Source organism: Citrobacter tructae (genome assembly GCF_004684345.1).
Classification (GTDB): domain Bacteria; phylum Pseudomonadota; class Gammaproteobacteria; order Enterobacterales; family Enterobacteriaceae; genus Citrobacter; species Citrobacter tructae.
In genome coordinates this window covers 4592007-4609040 of the sequence record NZ_CP038469.1, presented here as the reverse complement: position 1 = coordinate 4609040, position 17034 = coordinate 4592007, and the positions used below count along the sequence as shown (strand labels likewise).

11 protein-coding genes and 1 other RNA gene are annotated in these 17034 nt (G+C 47.4%); 10 read left to right on the top strand and 2 right to left on the bottom strand.

The window, feature by feature from the left end; translation table 11 throughout:
- The first annotated feature begins 17 nt into the window (after window positions 1–17).
- From E4Z61_RS22695 to E4Z61_RS22650, 10 genes are all read left to right on the top strand, one after another.
- Window positions 18–1427 (top strand): TolC family outer membrane protein, encoded by a 1410-nt coding sequence (locus E4Z61_RS22695; protein WP_135324681.1) that lies wholly within the window; start codon window positions 18–20, stop codon window positions 1425–1427.
- Complete coding sequence (locus E4Z61_RS22690; protein ID WP_135324680.1) at window positions 1424–3610, top strand: type I secretion system permease/ATPase; 2187 nt, start codon at window positions 1424–1426, stop codon at window positions 3608–3610. Before E4Z61_RS22695 ends, E4Z61_RS22690 begins: the two co-directional genes overlap by 4 nt.
- Window positions 3611–3617: 7 nt before the next feature.
- A complete protein-coding gene (locus E4Z61_RS22685; protein ID WP_135324984.1) occupies window positions 3618–4781 on the top strand; it encodes a beta-barrel domain-containing protein in 1164 nt (387 codons plus the stop codon).
- 72 nt (window positions 4782–4853) lie between these two features.
- Window positions 4854–5216: a transfer-messenger RNA gene (ssrA, locus tag E4Z61_RS22680) on the top strand.
- Between the two features lie 166 nt (window positions 5217–5382).
- Window positions 5383–6630, top strand: coding sequence for an integrase domain-containing protein (locus E4Z61_RS22675; protein ID WP_167817573.1), 1248 nt, complete (start codon window positions 5383–5385; stop codon window positions 6628–6630).
- A 1-nt stretch (window position 6631) separates the two neighbouring features.
- On the top strand, window positions 6632–7273 hold the full coding sequence (locus E4Z61_RS22670; RefSeq protein ID WP_135324679.1) for a hypothetical protein: 642 nt from the start codon (window positions 6632–6634) through the stop codon (window positions 7271–7273).
- 114 nt (window positions 7274–7387) lie between these two features.
- Window positions 7388–9736: an AAA family ATPase gene (locus E4Z61_RS22665; protein ID WP_135324678.1), complete on the top strand. Its 2349-nt coding sequence runs from the start codon at window positions 7388–7390 to the stop codon at window positions 9734–9736.
- On the top strand, window positions 9723–11840 hold the full coding sequence (locus E4Z61_RS22660; protein ID WP_135324677.1) for a UvrD-helicase domain-containing protein: 2118 nt from the start codon (window positions 9723–9725) through the stop codon (window positions 11838–11840). Before E4Z61_RS22665 ends, E4Z61_RS22660 begins: the two co-directional genes overlap by 14 nt.
- Before the next feature lie 528 nt (window positions 11841–12368).
- A complete protein-coding gene (locus E4Z61_RS22655; RefSeq protein ID WP_135324676.1) occupies window positions 12369–12584 on the top strand; it encodes an AlpA family transcriptional regulator in 216 nt (71 codons plus the stop codon).
- A gap of 35 nt (window positions 12585–12619) precedes the next feature.
- Window positions 12620–14689 (top strand): DUF927 domain-containing protein, encoded by a 2070-nt coding sequence (locus tag E4Z61_RS22650; protein WP_135324675.1) that lies wholly within the window; start codon window positions 12620–12622, stop codon window positions 14687–14689.
- A gap of 357 nt (window positions 14690–15046) precedes the next feature.
- Here E4Z61_RS22650 and E4Z61_RS22645 read toward each other — a convergent pair whose 3' ends face one another.
- Together E4Z61_RS22645 and E4Z61_RS22640 are read right to left on the bottom strand one after the other, a co-directional pair.
- Entirely contained in the window at window positions 15047–16372 is a 1326-nt protein-coding gene (locus E4Z61_RS22645) for a DUF6602 domain-containing protein (protein WP_135324674.1), read from the bottom strand.
- A gap of 104 nt (window positions 16373–16476) precedes the next feature.
- Window positions 16477–16890 (bottom strand): helix-turn-helix domain-containing protein, encoded by a 414-nt coding sequence (locus tag E4Z61_RS22640; RefSeq protein WP_240703840.1) that lies wholly within the window; start codon window positions 16888–16890, stop codon window positions 16477–16479.
- Window positions 16891–17034: the final 144 nt, after the last annotated feature.

Genomic DNA, 17034 nt, shown 5'->3' with positions numbered 1-17034 from the left:
TTTGTAAGGGATAAACGATGAGAAATGTCACCCCTGTCGCTTTACTGCTGGCATTAACGCTCTGTTCGGAACGGGTTAATGCCGAAGATGAACCGCAAATCATCACCCCGGAAGGGCTGGCGACCAGCCAGATGCTCCCCTCACTGGATGGCTCGGTGGCCGATCTACCGCTGAGCGCTGCCGCACCCGGCAATCTGACACTGAACGATGCGGTAAGCCGCGCCGTGAGCTGGCATCCTGCGATCCGTGAATCCATCGGTAAACTGCTTTCACAAAATGAGCAGATCGACGTGGCGAAATCGAAATATTATCCGCAGGTCACCGCCGGAATGAACAACGGCTACAGCAATACCTATAACGATCATGGTTTCAGCCCGTCGCTAGTGATCTCGGTGTCGCAAATGCTGTATGACTTTGGCAAAGTCGCCAGCCAGGTGCGCGCCGAAACTGCGGGAGCTGCGCAGCAACAGGCCAACGTATTACTCAGTATTGATACCGTCGCCCACGAAACCGCCAACGCCATTGTGCAGGTTCAGTCATGGCAACAAATGGTCGATGCCGCCGAAGCGCAACTCTCCGCTCTAAACGGCATTGGCAGGCTGACCCGACAACGCAACGATGAAGGGGCCACGTCGCTTTCTGACGTAGTACAAACCGATGCGCGTATCGAGTCTGCCCGTTCACAGCTGGCGCAGTATCAGGCGAATCTAGACAGTAGCAAGGCAACGCTGATGAGCTTTCTTGGCTGGAATTCACTCAACGGCATCAGCAACGAATTCCCGGTGAAACTGGACAGCAGTTGCGACGTAGCCAAACCTGATGACAGGCTAGTTCCTGCGGTGCTAGCGGCTTGGGCGCAGGCCAATGTCGCGCAGGCAAATCTCGATTACGCCAACGCACAGATGACGCCGACCATCTCGCTCGAACCTTCCGTGCAGCATTATCTCAATGACAAATATCCCAGCCATGAGGTGCTCGACAAAACGCAGTACTCCACATGGGTAAAAGTAGAGATGCCGCTGTATCAAGGAGGCGGACTCACCGCCCGCCGCAACGCTGCTGGCCATGCGGTAGATTCAGCGCAATATTCCATCCAGCGTACCCGACTCGACGTGCGCCAGAAATTGCTCGAATCCCGCAGCCAGGCGATGAGCCTTGCCACCGCTTTGCAGATCCTCCGCCGTCAACAGCGGCTGAGTGAACAAACCCGCGAGCTGTATCAGCAACAATATCTGGACCTCGGTTCTCGTCCACTGCTCGACGTGCTCAACGCCGAGCAGGAAGTGTATCAGGCCCGCTTTGCCGAACTGCAAACCCAAAGCCAGCTTCGTCAACTCCAGCTGAACTGCCTCTACAATACCGGTGCGTTGCGCCAGGCGTTCGCCCTCAACAATCGCAGCATCCAGTCGGTGGAGATTCAGCTATGAGCCGCATCGATCCCGTTGCTGAAGAGATGATTGGCGAACCTGCCCTGAGCCAGTGGGCGCAGGCCATTACCCACATTGCCAGCCACTATCGCGTCACCTGCTCACCCGGCGCGATACAGGCCAATGCCCCGTGGTTTAACGGAAAGAACAAAACCCTCGCCCTGACGCAGTTGGCACGTCAGGCGGGGCTGTCATTTCATGCGCTGGACACCACGAAGCAGGTATTCAGCCAGTGGCGTTTACCGGTGGTGGCGGAACTGCGCGATGGCCAAATCATGGTGATAGAGCACTTCAACGGTGAAGATGCCCTGGATGTGTTTGTCATCGCCGAAGAAGGCCAGCGCAACCGGCTGGCGCTTGCGGAGCTGCTGCCGGAGATCCACACCATCACCGCACTACGCCCGCTGTCGGCGCTAAAAGACAGTCGGGTTGACCGCTATATTTCGCGCTTTAAGCCCGACTGGATGCGCGAACTGGTGTTGCAGGACATCCGGCCTTACCTGCCGGTGATGATCGCCGCGTTCCTGATTAACGTCCTGTCGCTCGCCGGGATTATCTTCTCGATGCAGGTTTACGATCGGGTGATCCCGGCCCAGTCATATCCCACACTGTATGTCCTCTCGACCGGGGTGCTGGTGGCGGTGCTGTTCGGCTTTTTACTGCGCGAAGCGCGCACCCATATCATGGATGTACTCGGCAAACGTGCAGATATGCGCATTTCCGATCGCGTCTTCAGCCATGCCCTGCGCCTGCGTAACAGCGCCGTCCCCCGCTCCACCGGAAGCTTTATATCCCAGCTCCGTGAGCTGGAGCAGGTGCGTGAGATGATCACCTCCTCGACCATGTCGACCATCGTCGATCTGCCCTTTTTCTTTCTGTTTATCGTTGTGCTGGCCTGCATCGCTCCGCCGCTGGCGTGGATAGCGCCCGTCGCCGCGATTCTGATGATCCTGCCAGGACTGCTGCTACAAAAAAAACTGGCGGTGCTCGCTAATCAGGCGGCGCACGAGTCCACGCTGCGTAACGCGGTACTGGTCGAGAGCGTTCAGGGCCTCGAGGACATCAAGCTGATGCAAGCGGAGAACCGCTTTTTGCAGCAGTGGAACAGCTACATCCGCATTACCGGCGAGTCCGGGCTGCGTACGCGCAAGCTAACTCAGGGGCTGATTGGCTGGGGCATGTCGGTGCAAAGCCTGGTATACGCCGCCATTATTATGTTCGGCGCGCCAATGGTCATTGAAGGCACAATGACCACCGGCGCGGTTGTGGCGGCCTCGATGCTCGGTTCGAGAATGATCGCCCCAATGGCGAATCTGTGCGGCGTGCTTGCCCGTTGGCAGCAGGTCAAGGCGGCGAAGATGGGACTGGACAGTATTATGCAGCTCCCCACCGAAACCCAGCACGATGAGAATCGGGTACATCAGGAGATCTTTCGCGGGCACTATCTGTTTGAGAACGCGCATTTTCGCTACCACAGTGACGACCAGCGAGTGCCGCTGCGCATCTCCCGCTTTGAGGTTATGCCAGGGGAGCGCATCGCCATCCTCGGACGTAACGGTGCGGGGAAATCTACTCTGCTGCAGGCCATGGCGGGCGGCGTGGAGATTATTCAGGGCGACGTCCGGCTCGATAACCTGAGTCTGGCGCAAATTGATATGGCCGATTTACGCAGGAACATCGGCTTTCTCAGCCAAAATGCGCGACTTTTTTTTGGCACCCTGCGTGAGAACCTGACTCTCGGCGCACCGCATGCCAGCGATACACAGATATTCGACGCGCTGGAGGTCTGCGGCGCAGCCACCTTTGTTAAACAGCTCGCCAAAGGGCTGGGCCACCCGATTATGGAAGGCGGCAACGGCCTCTCCGGCGGACAGAGGCAGTCCATTCTGCTGGCGAGAATGCTACTGCGTTCGCCCAATATTGTGCTGCTCGACGAACCAAGCGCCTCACTGGATGAACATACCGAGCGGGAGTTTATCCAGCGATTGAATCAGTGGCTCGGCAACCGCACGCTGATTGTCGCCACCCATCGCGTGCCGGTACTGGAACTGGTCGATCGCGTGGTGGTGTTAAAAGAAGGTCAGTTGGTAATGGATGCCCCGAAAGCACAAGCGCTGAACGCGAGTCGGGCACCTGCACAACCTCACGGTCGGGAGTGGAAAAATGAAAACCAATCCGCATGATGCCGCCATGGACGACCTCGATATCCGCCGCGAACAGCGCTTTTCCGGGGCCAGCCGCATTATCCTGCTCAGCACATTGTTGTTTGCCATCCTCGGCATCTGGGCATACTTCGGCAAGTTGGATGAAGTCTCCACCGGCAACGGCAAAGTGATCCCCAGCTCTCGCGAACAGGTGTTGCAGTCGCTTGACGGCGGGATCCTCGCTGAACTGACTGTGCGCGAAGGGGACAAAGTGCAGGCCAATCAAGTCGTGGCCCGCCTCGACCCAACCCGCTCGGAATCCAACGTCGGTGAAAGCGCCGCCCGCTACCGCGCCTCGCTGGCCTCCAGCGCGCGGCTCAACGCCGAAGTCAACGATCTGGTGCTGACGTTTCCCGATGCGCTGAAAGCTTGGCCGGACCTTATCGCCTCCGAGACCCGGTTGTATAAAAGCCGTCGGGCTCAGCTTGCTGACTCGATGGTAGAACTGCAGGATGCGCTGGTATCAGTGAACAAAGAGCTGGCGATCACCCAACGGCTGGAGAAAAGCGGTGCCGCCAGCCATGTTGAAGTACTGCGCCTGCAGCGGCAAAAAAGTGACCTCGGGCTGAAAATCACCGACCTTCGCTCGCAATATTTCGTACAGGCACGGGAAGCGCTGTCGAAAGCCAACGCCGAAGTGGATATGCTGGCGGCCATTTTGAAAGGACGCGAGGATTCCGTCACCCGCCTGACCGTCCGAGCCCCGATGCGCGGCATCGTGAAAAACATTCAGGTCACCACCATTGGCGGCGTGATCCCTCCCAACGGCGAGATGATGGAGATTGTACCGGTGGACGATCATCTGCTGATTGAAACCCGCCTGTCACCGCGCGATATCGCTTTTATTCACCCCGGGCAGCGAGCGCTGGTGAAGATCACCGCCTATGACTACGCCATCTACGGCGGGCTGGAAGGCGTGGTCGAAACTATCTCCCCGGACACCATTCAGGACAAAGTGAAGCCGGAAATCTTTTACTACCGCGTATTTATCCGCACCCATCAGGACTATTTGCAGAATAAACTGGGGCGTCATTTCTCTATCGTTCCGGGTATGATTGCCACAGTGGATATAAAAACAGGTGAAAAAACCATCGTTGACTATTTAATCAAACCGTTTAACCGTGCAAAAGAAGCGCTACGCGAACGGTAAATCGTTGAGGATAAGGGGTTGCAGGGGCTGGTCACGCATGTCACAAGTCTGTTATACTTGCTCTAACACATTGGGGCTGATTCTGGATTCGACGGGATTTGCGAAACCCAAGGTGCATGCCGAGGGGCGGTTGGCCTCGTAAAAAGCCGCAAAAAAATAGTCGCAAACGACGAAAACTACGCTTTAGCAGCTTAATAACCTGCTAAGAGCCCTCTCTCCCTAGCTTCCGCTCTTAAGACGGGGATCAAGAGAGGTCAAACCCAAAAGAGATCGCGCGGATGTCCTGCCTGGGGCTGAAGTGCTAAAACTAATCAGGCTAGTTCGTTAGTGGCGTGTCTGTCCGCAGCTGGCGTGCGAATGTAAAGACTGACTAAGCATGTAGTACCGAGGATGTAGGAATTTCGGACGCGGGTTCAACTCCCGCCAGCTCCACCAAACATTCATTCATGATGCATCATGAACCTTAAAAAAGCCTGTAACTTCAACGAGTTGCAGGCTTTTTTGTTGCATGTGTGGTCATGATCTCTGTATGAATCTTGACCTTTTGGCACCATGTTTAGCACCACGGTATCGTGGGGCTAAAAAAGCGTGGTGCTAAAACATGCCTAAGCAACTGAAACCCTTAACAAATGTGGGGATCGCTGGCGCGAAGCCCCGTAGCACGGACTATGAGCTACGGGACGGTGAAGGCCTGTACTTGCTGGTTAAGACTTCAGGGAGGAAGGCCTGGCATTTCGAGTATTATCATCCCGTCACCAAAAAGCGCACCAAAACCAGCCTTGGCCCTTACCCGGTCGTTACACTGGCCATGGCTCGCGAAACTCGCACGAAGTACAGACGACTGCTCTGGCAGGGCATCGATCCCCGTCAACACTTAGCAGGAATAGCCGAAGAAAAACGCATCCAGAATGAATGCACGCTGGAAAAAGTTGCGGAACAGTGGCTCAAAGAGAAAAAACGGACCAGCGATCTTAGCGAAGACCACGCCAAAGATGTCTGGCGCTCGCTGGAGATGCACGTCTTCCCTTCTCTGGGTAACACGCCCGTCACTGAGATCCGCCCCAAAATGCTCAAGGAACACCTCACACCACTGGAAGAACAAGGCATCCTCGAAACGTTGCGGCGGGTCATCTCACGGCTCAATGAAATCTTCCGCTTTGCCATCTCCGAAGAGCTCATCGAGTTCAATCCGGCTGACAACCTGGTTGCCCGCTTTAAGAAACCGAAAAAGCAGAACATGCCCGCCCTTCACCCCAGCGAACTGGGCAGGCTAATGCTGGCACTACAGAACGCCTCAATCCGCAAGGAAACCCGCTGCCTGATCGAATGGGAGCTACTGACCTGGGTTCGCCCCGGCGAAGCCGTTAGCGCCCGCTGGTGCGACATCGATATGAAAAAAGCGGAATGGCGCATCCCCGAGACCTTTATGAAGATGAACCGTTCACACACGGTGCCGCTCAGCAAACAGGCGCTGCGCGTTCTTCAGATAATGGAGCCCGTCAGCCGCCATCGCCCGTGGGTCTTCCCCAGCATTCGCAAACCGCTGGAGCATATGCACCAGCAGACCGCGAACGCCGCGCTTATCCGTATGGGGTTCGGCGGTGAGCTGGTCGCCCACGGCATGCGCAGCATCGCCAGAACGGCGGGAGCAGGTCATTTTCCCCGTGAAGTTCTGGAGTCTGCGCTGGCACACCAGAAAGAAGACGAGATCGAAGCGGCCTACAACCGCAGCGACTACCTGGAACAAAGGCGACCGCTGATGCAGTGGTGGGGAAACTACGTTGATGCTGCCAGACGGCAGGCGCTGCTCGGTGCAGAAGAACCGCTGCAAATCGTGGAAGGAGAATAATGTGACCAGTCCCATTCGTCAGAATCTTTTTGAACGAGAATGTGATATGCCGCTGCTGGAAGCGCGGCATCTCGCGCTTCTGCTTCTCGGCCTCGATGCTTCCCAACCAGCAAACGCCCTGCCGGAAGAACATCAAGAGAATTATCGTATCCTGCACGACGCCATCAGCCGCACCATCAAAGCCACTGGCATGGTCAGTGCCCCGGCGAATAAACGCATGTTCTATGCCGATGAAATGTTCGCGCTGGCCTGGCGGCTTATTGATGACGAACTCACGCCGCCAGAAATTAAGGCTCGCAGCCTGAAGGCGGTGATGAAACTGTCGCGTAACAGCCGTGGACGCAAGTGGCTGAAAACGCTCGGTGATGAAGCGCTACCGGACCTCACTGCTTCAGCACAACCTTCCCTGCGTGGAATGCATAAGCGCGATAAGGCGCGGGAGAATACTGCCCGACTCTGCTGGCTGCTGGTTCAGCTTCTGGTTGAGGAGACTGACGGGCGTTATGGGACGTCTGATAAACCGGCTTCGGATCGGATACTTCGGAAGCTGAAGGTATTGGTTCAAGAGCGGGAATTACCGTCGGATGGGCTTGGGAGAGGGACGTTTTATGAGGTATTGAAGATGGGGCGGGATAAAGAGTAGCTCCCAGAAGAGTACAAAATCAAATCACCTTATAAAAATAAACGAAGCATTGAACAAATCACACACGTCGTAATATGTTATAGTAAATTGCCTAGGCAAACTGATTAAAATATTATGGATGAGGGTAATCCCGTGCATTTAGAATTTTTAACCATCAAGAATTATAGAAAGTTTCGCTCTACGGATAATAAAGTATGCTTCGTTAAACCAGAAGTTATAGATATGACAATAGAAGGTGAGCAATCAAAATCAGTGATTGCACCATCGACAACCTTAATAATTGGTAAGAATAACGCAGGTAAAACAACTGTCATCAATGCACTTAAAATGCTATGCGGAAACGAACAACCCTTAGCATCTGACTTTAACTTATCATACTTAAATGAGTTATTTAGTCTTTACAAACGATCTTATAATATTGATCAAGATACAAAGTTCGAACAATTAGAAACACCGACATTAGAGTTTACATTAGCAATTAAAGTAGATTTCAACGATAATGATTTAATGACGAACCTATCACCTTTTATATCAATTAGTGAGGGTGAGAGTGGAACTTCCGTGAGTATACGCATTGTAGTCAAAATTGTTTATTCTGAAGAAACTGCTTTTAAAGAGGAAGTTAAGAGGATCTTTAATTTAAAAAATTCAGAAGGGAATACACTAGATCATAAACAGCAGTTTGAAATGTTTTACTTAATGCTTTCAAAAGACACTAACTGTTTTAAAAAGGAGGGAAATCTTTATCAAACTAATTTTATCGATATATTAGGTGAACCTGCAGAAAAATTCTCACTTAAAAAATTAATTAACATCAAAGAAATAAAAGCCAATCGTCATCTTAAAGAAGGAGTTCTTAGCGATGTTTTCAATAAGATAGTTTCATTTCAATTCACTAATGACACTAAATCTCGCACAGGTTTGGAATCCAGTATTCATCTGATTAACCAGCAAATATCTTTAAGTGTAGGTGCAAAAAGCACTGATATATCGCAGGTTCTATGTGAGATAGAGCACTCAAATAAAGTAGATTTAAATCTATCGGGAAATGTTAGTTATGATGCGATAATGAAAGGACTGATAAAATATAATTTTATAGATGGTGAAGATTATATCCCCGAAGATCAGTTTGGCTTAGGATATATAAACCTATTAAATATAATCGGTGAAATAATTCATTTTGTAGATAGCTATGAAGACAAAAGTCATTTTAGTAAAGTTAATCTACTATTTATTGAAGAGCCTGAAGCATTCATGCACCCTCACATGCAAGAGTTCTTTATTAAACGTATTGATAATGCAGTAAAAAAAGCTTTGGAGATAGCAAACAATTCTTCGGTTATAAAAAAAACTCTTCAATGCCAGATAGCTATTACAACCCACTCTTCTCACATCGTTAATAGCAAAATCCATAGTAGCAATACATTCAACAATCTTAATTACTTAACTTCAATAAAAAAATGCACAAAAGCCATTAACCTGACTGATGAATGCGTAGTCTCTAGTGAAGATAATGATGCTAATGAAAAACTCAAATTTATAAAAAAACATATAAAATACAAAGTGTCAGAGTTGTTTTTTTCAGACGCAATTATCTTTGTTGAAGGTATTACTGAGGAGACTTTGTTACATTATTATTTGGAAAAGCATCCAATTCTTAGTAACTACTATATATCAGTATTCAATATCAATGGCGCTCACGGCAAATTATACTTTCCATTAGCAAAACAACTTTGTGTCCCTAGTCTAATTGTGACCGACATAGATATCAAGCGTGAAAAATGTGAAAAATGCAAAGCACATAAAGAAAATGAAACGTGTCTAAGATGTGGTCAACAGGCAAAAAATGGAGATATACCTTTCCGTCCGGGTACTGCACCAACTTTTTATCAAATCACAAGTCTCAGTGGTCGAACTACGACTAATGCGACACTTAAAGAATTGAACATAAAACTCAAAGATAAATCTGAAGAAGAAGCAGGCCAATTAGATAATATAGAATTCTTTAGTGACGAAAACCTTTATGTTGTATTTCAAAAAGATCCAATTGAAGGCCAGTACGCAACTAGCTTCGAAGAGGCTTTAATTTTGACAAATTATAACAACGATGCACTTAATGAAGCACTAAATGAATGTAAACCTGGAATTTATCAAGAAATATTGAATAGTAGTGGTAAAAAATCCAATAAAAATTTAATCTCTCACTCTTATAAATTACAGAAAAAACTTTCTGATAGTAAAAGTGATTTTTCTAACAAATTGTTATTTAATTTCCTCTCAGCGGAAGACACTGAATACTTACCAAAATTACCAAATTATCTTGAGGATGGATTAAAATGGCTTGCATTTAAAATACAAAGAGATAGTGCAACTCCGGCAAATGAATACGGTATAGCCGTTAACCAAGATGTTGTAATCCCGAAAATTGAAATTACGGCGGAGATAGCTGATGCTAACAAATGAAATTAAAGAACTAGAGGTGCAAAAAAGCGTCATCAATCATGTTGATAATTTCAACAGTTTTCGTTTCAATGCTGGTGCTGGTGCTGGTAAAACCTATGCGCTGATAGAAACTCTTAAATATGTCACTATAAATAAAATCATAGCTACTAGAAGCCCCCAAAAAATAGCCTGCATTACCTATACCAATGTTGCGGTAAATGAAATAAAGAAACGGTTAGGAAATTCAGAAGTAGTTCACGTTTCAACTATTCACGAAATGTTGTGGGATATAATCAAAAGAGCCCAACCACAGCTTTTGATATGTCATAAGGAAAAGATAATCAATGTGATAGATGAAAATAAAAAAGAACTTAATCATTCTGAAAAAGCGAAATTTTTTATCAACCTTGATGAACCCGAAAAGCAAACATTCATTCAGTATATTTTTCAGACTAAAGATATTTTTTATCGTTATAAAGATCATAGCGCTGCATCTTTTAAAAAAGCTTATGGGGATTCAACAATTGAGAAACCTTCTCATCTAGATAGTTTTTTAAAAAATGTTTCTAACTTTAAATTCGTTGTCAGTATGTTTTATAAAATCCAAAGACTTGAAGAGTGTCTTGCCAGGATTGAATCTAATAAAGAAAATCGTGTTTATTATGACAGTAAGGTCAATATCGATAGACTTCATTATATGAAGTTCAGTCATGATACTCTACTTGAGTATGGGTTAAAACTAGTCAAAACTTATCCAATGCTATGTCGTATTATTATTGACAGTTACCCTTATTTTTTCATTGATGAATATCAAGATACAAATAGTCATGTTGTTGGTTTTTTTAAAACTCTTTATGATTTTTCAAATCAAAATAATAAGAAATGGATGGTAGGTTACTTTGGCGACACGGCCCAATGTATTTATGATGATGGAGTAGGAGAAAATATCACAAAACTTCATAGCGGACTTTATGAAATAGATAAAATATTTAACCGCCGCTCACATCAACAAATAATTGATGTTGCAAACAAAATTCGCGCAGATAAAATAGTTCAAATACCCATTTCGTCAGAGAGTAATAAAGGTTCCGTTATTTTTTCTCATCATCAATCCAAGGGAAAAATGGAAATAGCAAAAGAGTTTCTCTCACATTATAAATCTTATTTAGACCAAACCAGTAAAGGTAGGGATAATGACGATTGCAAGATCCACTGCCTAGTGTTAACTAATAGGCTCATGGCGCAGTTCAATGATTTCGACAATGTTTACCAAGCATATCAAAACTCAACGATCTATCATGAAAACCTAAATACTCAAGTGTTATCCAAGCAATTAGAAAAACTCCACCCAACCATATTGATTATCTATAACCTAACAAAGTTATATCAAGACATTCTTCAAAATAATGTTTCTTATCACTGTATTTTTGGAGCTTATGGTGAGGGACTAAGTTTTTCTTCTGCAAATTCAATTTTACGTGAACTGCAAAATAAAGAAATTGTATCACTTAATGACTGGATTGAACTAATAACAGACCGTCTTGAATATAGTGAAGAAAAAAGTTCTCTAGAAAAAATACTAATAAACCGCATTAACTCTGACAAAGAAAAAACCTTGTCACCCCATTTATTTAAGTCTGCAATTATAAACAGCATAAATTTACTCATGAATGATATGTCTGAAGATGAAACTGTAGCTAAAGGTAAAATACAGAGTATTTTATCCTTACCAATAAAATCTCTAATGAATTGGATTAATTTTATAGATGGCACAGAGATTGGTGATATTATCTACCACACCTACCATGGTACCAAAGGTGAAGAATACAATAATGTTGCTATTATTTTAGAACATAGCTTTGGAAATAAAGATAAGCTTAAATTTAAAAACTATTTCAAATTTCTTCAAGAAAATAAAGAATATCGCGATCATTTGCTAACTGATGATATTTTCAAAGAAAAACATAATAATACTAAAAATTTGCTCTACGTGGCTTGTTCACGAGCAATAAAAAACTTAAGAATATTATATTTAGATGATATCTCAGAAATAAAAGAAGGCATAGAATCAATATTTGGTCAGAGCAACCTCTGGTTATCAGATTCGGATAACATAACTGTGTAACCTCTTATCTATCAACAATAAGTATAGGCATGGTTGTGTAATAGTTATAACTTGTGTTTTTTGCAAGTTAAATTATATACATAACACTGCCTATCTTTCTTATTAAACTATAGACAAAATTAATTTGTAAAACAATTTATACACATCGGAGTATTATGCAGGAACACAACCTACAACTGTAGGTTAATGAGAATTCTACATCATTTGGACGCAGTGAATGAATTATCGCTAACGGTATTATTTTAAACGCTTATAACGAACTGTAGACTAGCGCCCGTTGATATGAAACGTTCGTAGTAGTGCATTACCACCCGCTTACCTGCGCAGATTTCATTCAAACATAGGCGATGTTAAATAACCCATTAATTTTCAACTAGTTAATTTATTGTCATTATTACTGGCAATAAACAATCATTTTTCGGACTCATTATTTTCTATCCGGACTTTACTTTTTCACCCGGACCTATACCTCCCCTTCCCGTTCCGCGCTATAACCGCTCCGACACTCTGTTCCCGTGAGGTGCAATCATGAAAACCCGTGCTGACAATAACGATGCTTTTCCCGAAAGCGGCAATGTGCGTATGCGGCAGGTGGTCCAGTTTCTGGCGATGAGCGAATCATCGGTTTACCGCCTGATTAAAGACTCCGACTTTCCCCGCCCCGTCCACCTCTCTTCCCGACTGGTGGTGTTCGATGCCGCTGAAATCCGCCAGTGGCAGCAGCGCCGCACCGCCATCCGTTAATCCACGCTCAGGGATGAGCCGACCGATACCTCATCATGAAACGCGCCCCCTTCCTCAACAAGCAGTCTCCTGACCGCACGCTCGAAGTGGTGATCCTGGCCGGAAGCCAGGCATGGGAGACCTCACGCGCCTGGCGAAAAGATCCCGACCGGGAAGATGATGTTCCCCCGGTGGTACTCGGCCCGGATGAACTGGCCGATCTGGATAATCTGACCATTATCAGACCCGACACGCTCTACGTCCGGGTACTCCGCACCGGCGATATCCACGAAGAGGAGTTGCTGAAAATCGCCGTAAAACTGGCACATGCGGATGTGCAGATGGCCCGGCTGATGAGCCCCGACGGTGAGCTGCTGGAGGACTGGAGCGGTCAGCTTGCACGCCTGCGGCAGGAAAGGCCTTCTGACATCCTGCCGGAGCACTTCCGCCTCGATGAAGAGGCGCTGTGGTTTGATAAGCTCACCGAACGCCGCGACGGAGAAAGCGACGTCCAGCCCCAGCGCATCTGTTCCCCTCTGCGCGTCACCGCCATCACCTGCGACAGCCATGACGGCAGCTATGGACGCCTGCTGGAATGGCACACCACCACCGGGCAGTTGCGGCGCTGGGCCATGCCGATGGCGATGCTCAGCGGCAACGGCGAGGAGCTGCGGCGCATCCTGCTGGAGAACGGCCTGACCTACATCTCCACCCGCCCCGCCCTACGCAGCCTGCTGTGCGAATACATCTCACGGTCACTCCCCGGACGCCGGGTCACCTGCGTGGAGAAAACCGGCTGGCACAATGGCGTGTACGTGCTCCCGGATGAAGTTATCGGTCCCGGTGGTGACAATGTCATCCTTCAGGGCAGCCACTACCTGACTGGTGGCTTTACGCAGGCAGGGACGCTGGCAGAGTGGCAGGAGCAGGTCGCCGCACTCTGTGCAGGCAATTCACGGCTGGTCTTTGCCGTCTGCTGTGCGCTGGCCGCCCCGCTGCTGCGCCTGACCGGAACGGGCGGCGGAGGCTTCCATCTGCGCGGTGAGTCCACTGACGGTAAAACCACAGTGATGAAAGTGGCCGCTTCCGTCTGTGGCGGGACGGATTACTGGCACTCATGGCGGGCCACCGGGAATGCGCTGGAGGGAATTGCCAGCCGACACAATGATGCCCTGCTGCCGCTCGATGAACTGCGCGAAGTGGACCCGCGTGAAGCCGGGATGATTGCCTATATGCTGGCGAACGGCCAGGGCAAGGGGCGTGCACGTACCGATGGCGAAGTGCGTAACCGCAGGCACTGGACGCTGCTGCTGTTCTCCACCGGGGAATTGTCGCTGGCGGAACATACCGAACGCGCCGGGGAGCGCCTCTACGCCGGAATGGACGTGCGCATGGTACAAATCCCCAGCGACACCGGGCATCATGGCGCGTTTGAGCAGCTACACGGCTTTGCCAGCGGCCAGCAGTTCGCCGATGCCCTGTGCGACCGGGTCGCCCGCTTCCACGGCACCGCCTTTCGTGCCTGGCTGGCCTTCCTCACCCACGACCTGGACGCCAGCACCACGCTGGCGAGAGAGTTACTTCGCCGCTACCAGACCGCCCTGATGCCGGACAACGCCGGAAACCAGGTGCAGCGCATCGTGGCCCGTTTTGCCCTGCTGGCGGCGGCCGGAGAGATAGCGACGCTGCACGGCATCACGGGCTGGCAGGAAGGTACGGCGTATGAGGCGGTGCAGATCTGCCTGCTCGCCTGGCTGAACGAACGCGGCCATATTGCCAACCAGGAAGATGAAGGCGTGCTGGCGCAGATCAAGCGGTTCATCACCGCGCACCAGTACAGCCGTTTTGCCTCGTGGGACGGCCCGGACCGCCCGCTGAATATGGTGGGCTTTCGCCGGGTGGAAAAAGATCCGCTGACGGGTGAAGAGCACACACTGTTTCACATCCTGCCGGAGGGCTGGCGGGAAATGTGCCGGGGATTCAGTCCCGCCAGAGCGGCCAGATTATGTCTGGAAGCAGAATGCCTGCTGCCCGGCAGCGACGGGAAATACCAGTCGCAGGTTCGCCTGCCGGAGATCGGCAAAGCCAGGGTCTACCGGCTCACCTCCCGCATCCTCAGTATCTGAGTGCAGTCTCGCGTGTCTTAAAAAAAGGTGGTACAGGGTGGGACAAGTGGTACACGCAGAGCTGGCGCGGGTTTCAGCGTCCCACATTACAGAATTTGGTTTAAAAAAAGTGGTACAGGGTGGGACAGCCGTTGCTGAATCTGTCCCACTTTTCAGACTGGCATTTTTCAGGTGGTACAGCGCAAAGCCACGGCAGGCGCGGTTGTACCACTTGTCCCACCTATACCACCTCAAAAACAGAAGGAATGAAAATGGCGAAAAGGGACTGCAAAGGCTGAAAGGAAGGGAGAATAAGGGGTAATGGGCCTACCCCTAAATAAAGGTGAGATTCGTAACTAATTTATACTCATTATAACTTTACCAAGTTACAATTAAAGTTATATATCTTGGTTCTATACCTTTTTTGTGGCACCATGCATCAAACCGTTCCCTATTTGATGACAGATATGCACCATCTGTATCATTTTTAATAACAAAAATGACCTTTTTAATAGGCTCTAATAGATCGCCATCCAAGACAAATTCCATTGTCTTCGTTAAATTACTCGCCATCTCTTTAGCTTCATCAATTGTGCAATCAAGGACTTCACACAGCTCCTCATTAATTTTCAACATACCTCCATCACACATTAATTGGATGAACATATCATATTCACTATTAGTTATAGCATTTGGCTCCCACTCAATATGCTCTGCTCTTTCAAGAGTCTTTTCTTTATACTCAATTGTAGGGTAGCGCCAGCCGACTTGTCCATTATGTTCCGCGGGAATAGCAAGCATTAAGGGGCTGACATTTTCCATTGAAACTCCATCTCCCCATGGAAGTTGACTATCACAAAAAATGGATATTTTAGACCAAATTAACTCCATCATCATACGGATAGATTTAAATCGAGTCGATCCAATAACAACCCACTCACGCTCTTGATTAGTCATTATGAATGGTAACCCACATCCTTTTACCAAGCTAAAGTTATTGGATGTTATCAGAGATGGCAAACCAGGAACTCCTAAACCCGCTCCATTACCATACTCAGCGTATAATTCCTCAAGCGAATCAATAAATGCAGTACGTAAACCATATTCAGTTTCATAGCCACCATATCCCTGAATAATCGTTACTGGTGCATAAATTTCCTGAATTAAGGTATACATTAAAATTTGGTCTTTTACATCCAAATACTTCAGATCATTATATGAACCAGGAGCTTTTCTCCCTGTAATTTGCGAAAAATGATGCCCTGCAAGAAAAACATTAGGTTGAAATCCTTCATCATCAATTTTTCGAGAAAAATCTTCGGTAAAAGCCTTTTTCAATTCTCGCAGATGCAAGAAAGCATCCTTTAAATCATTTTTCCTTAAAGTTTTTTTAATTTCGAATATACATAATACCTGAGTTATCTCATAGATAAATTGTTCTGTCTTACCATATCTTTTACCATCACCAACAACAAGCATAGCATCTATTTGTTGAGGGAATATTACATCTGCAACAGTGATAAATCCAGATACAACTTTAAGCCCTAAATATTTTGGAATCACATAATCTTGATTAACACCTTCCTTAGTTATAGCTTCATATGCACTACCTAAGGTTGGCATATGAGGCATATCAACATCTTTTAGAGAATCAATTTCTGCCGCAACAAATGCCTCCAAAATGTCCGATACTTTTTCAAACATACCTCATCCTTAATTTAAATTAAAAGGAATAAAATAGAATTCTTTGTTTAAGACCTTTATATGGAAACAAGTTAACAATTGCATGTAATACAACAACCATTCAATTATTTTTTATCCTTATCCAAAAAATCAAATAAAAATTTCCTTTTATCATCAGATAGCTGATCAAGTTTTAAAGCTAATTCAATTATTGATGGGGATAATAATTTAGTATGTTCTTGATCACGTTCAACACAATCGGTTTCATCAATTAATGCCGCGAGGGTTTGTTTAAGGAGAATCCCCCTCTGCACATCAGAGAGATGTTCCGCCAAAGTCACTAATAGTTTTAATTCTTTTGTAACTCGCATATCGCGCGTGGAAGGCTCAACATCCCCACCCAAAAGCCAAGCAGGCTGCACACCTGTAACACGAGCAATCTTATGTAATTGTTCAATCCCAGTAGGGAGCGAGTCCCCAGCAATGTATCCGCGGATTGTGGAGTAAGGTATCCCACTTTTTTGGGCAAGATCGCGCATCGAATCACCCGTTCTCGCGAGTAACTCGGCTAATCTTGTACTAAATTCACTCTTAATCATCACGCCCCAACTCTGTAACCGCATGAATAATCAGAAAAAAAGAAAAGATTTCGAAAATTAGATATTTATAGCTTTTGTTTTTCT

Excerpts from the sequence above, each read along its gene's own strand:
- E4Z61_RS22695 (WP_135324681.1), top strand. The coding sequence starts at position 18 with ATGAGAAATGTCACCCCTGTCGCTTTACTGCTGGCATTAACGCTCTGT.
- E4Z61_RS22690 (WP_135324680.1), top strand. The coding sequence starts at position 1,424 with ATGAGCCGCATCGATCCCGTTGCTGAAGAGATGATTGGCGAACCTGCC.
- E4Z61_RS22685 (WP_135324984.1), top strand. The coding sequence starts at position 3,618 with ATGGACGACCTCGATATCCGCCGCGAACAGCGCTTTTCCGGGGCCAGC.
- E4Z61_RS22675 (WP_167817573.1), top strand. The coding sequence starts at position 5,383 with ATGCCTAAGCAACTGAAACCCTTAACAAATGTGGGGATCGCTGGCGCG.
- E4Z61_RS22665 (WP_135324678.1), top strand. The coding sequence starts at position 7,388 with ATGGATGAGGGTAATCCCGTGCATTTAGAATTTTTAACCATCAAGAAT.
- E4Z61_RS22660 (WP_135324677.1), top strand. The coding sequence starts at position 9,723 with ATGCTAACAAATGAAATTAAAGAACTAGAGGTGCAAAAAAGCGTCATC.
- E4Z61_RS22655 (WP_135324676.1), top strand. The coding sequence starts at position 12,369 with ATGAAAACCCGTGCTGACAATAACGATGCTTTTCCCGAAAGCGGCAAT.
- E4Z61_RS22650 (WP_135324675.1), top strand. The coding sequence starts at position 12,620 with ATGAAACGCGCCCCCTTCCTCAACAAGCAGTCTCCTGACCGCACGCTC.
- E4Z61_RS22645 (WP_135324674.1), bottom strand. The coding sequence starts at position 16,372 with ATGTTTGAAAAAGTATCGGACATTTTGGAGGCATTTGTTGCGGCAGAA.
- E4Z61_RS22640 (WP_240703840.1), bottom strand. The coding sequence starts at position 16,890 with ATGCGCGATCTTGCCCAAAAAAGTGGGATACCTTACTCCACAATCCGC.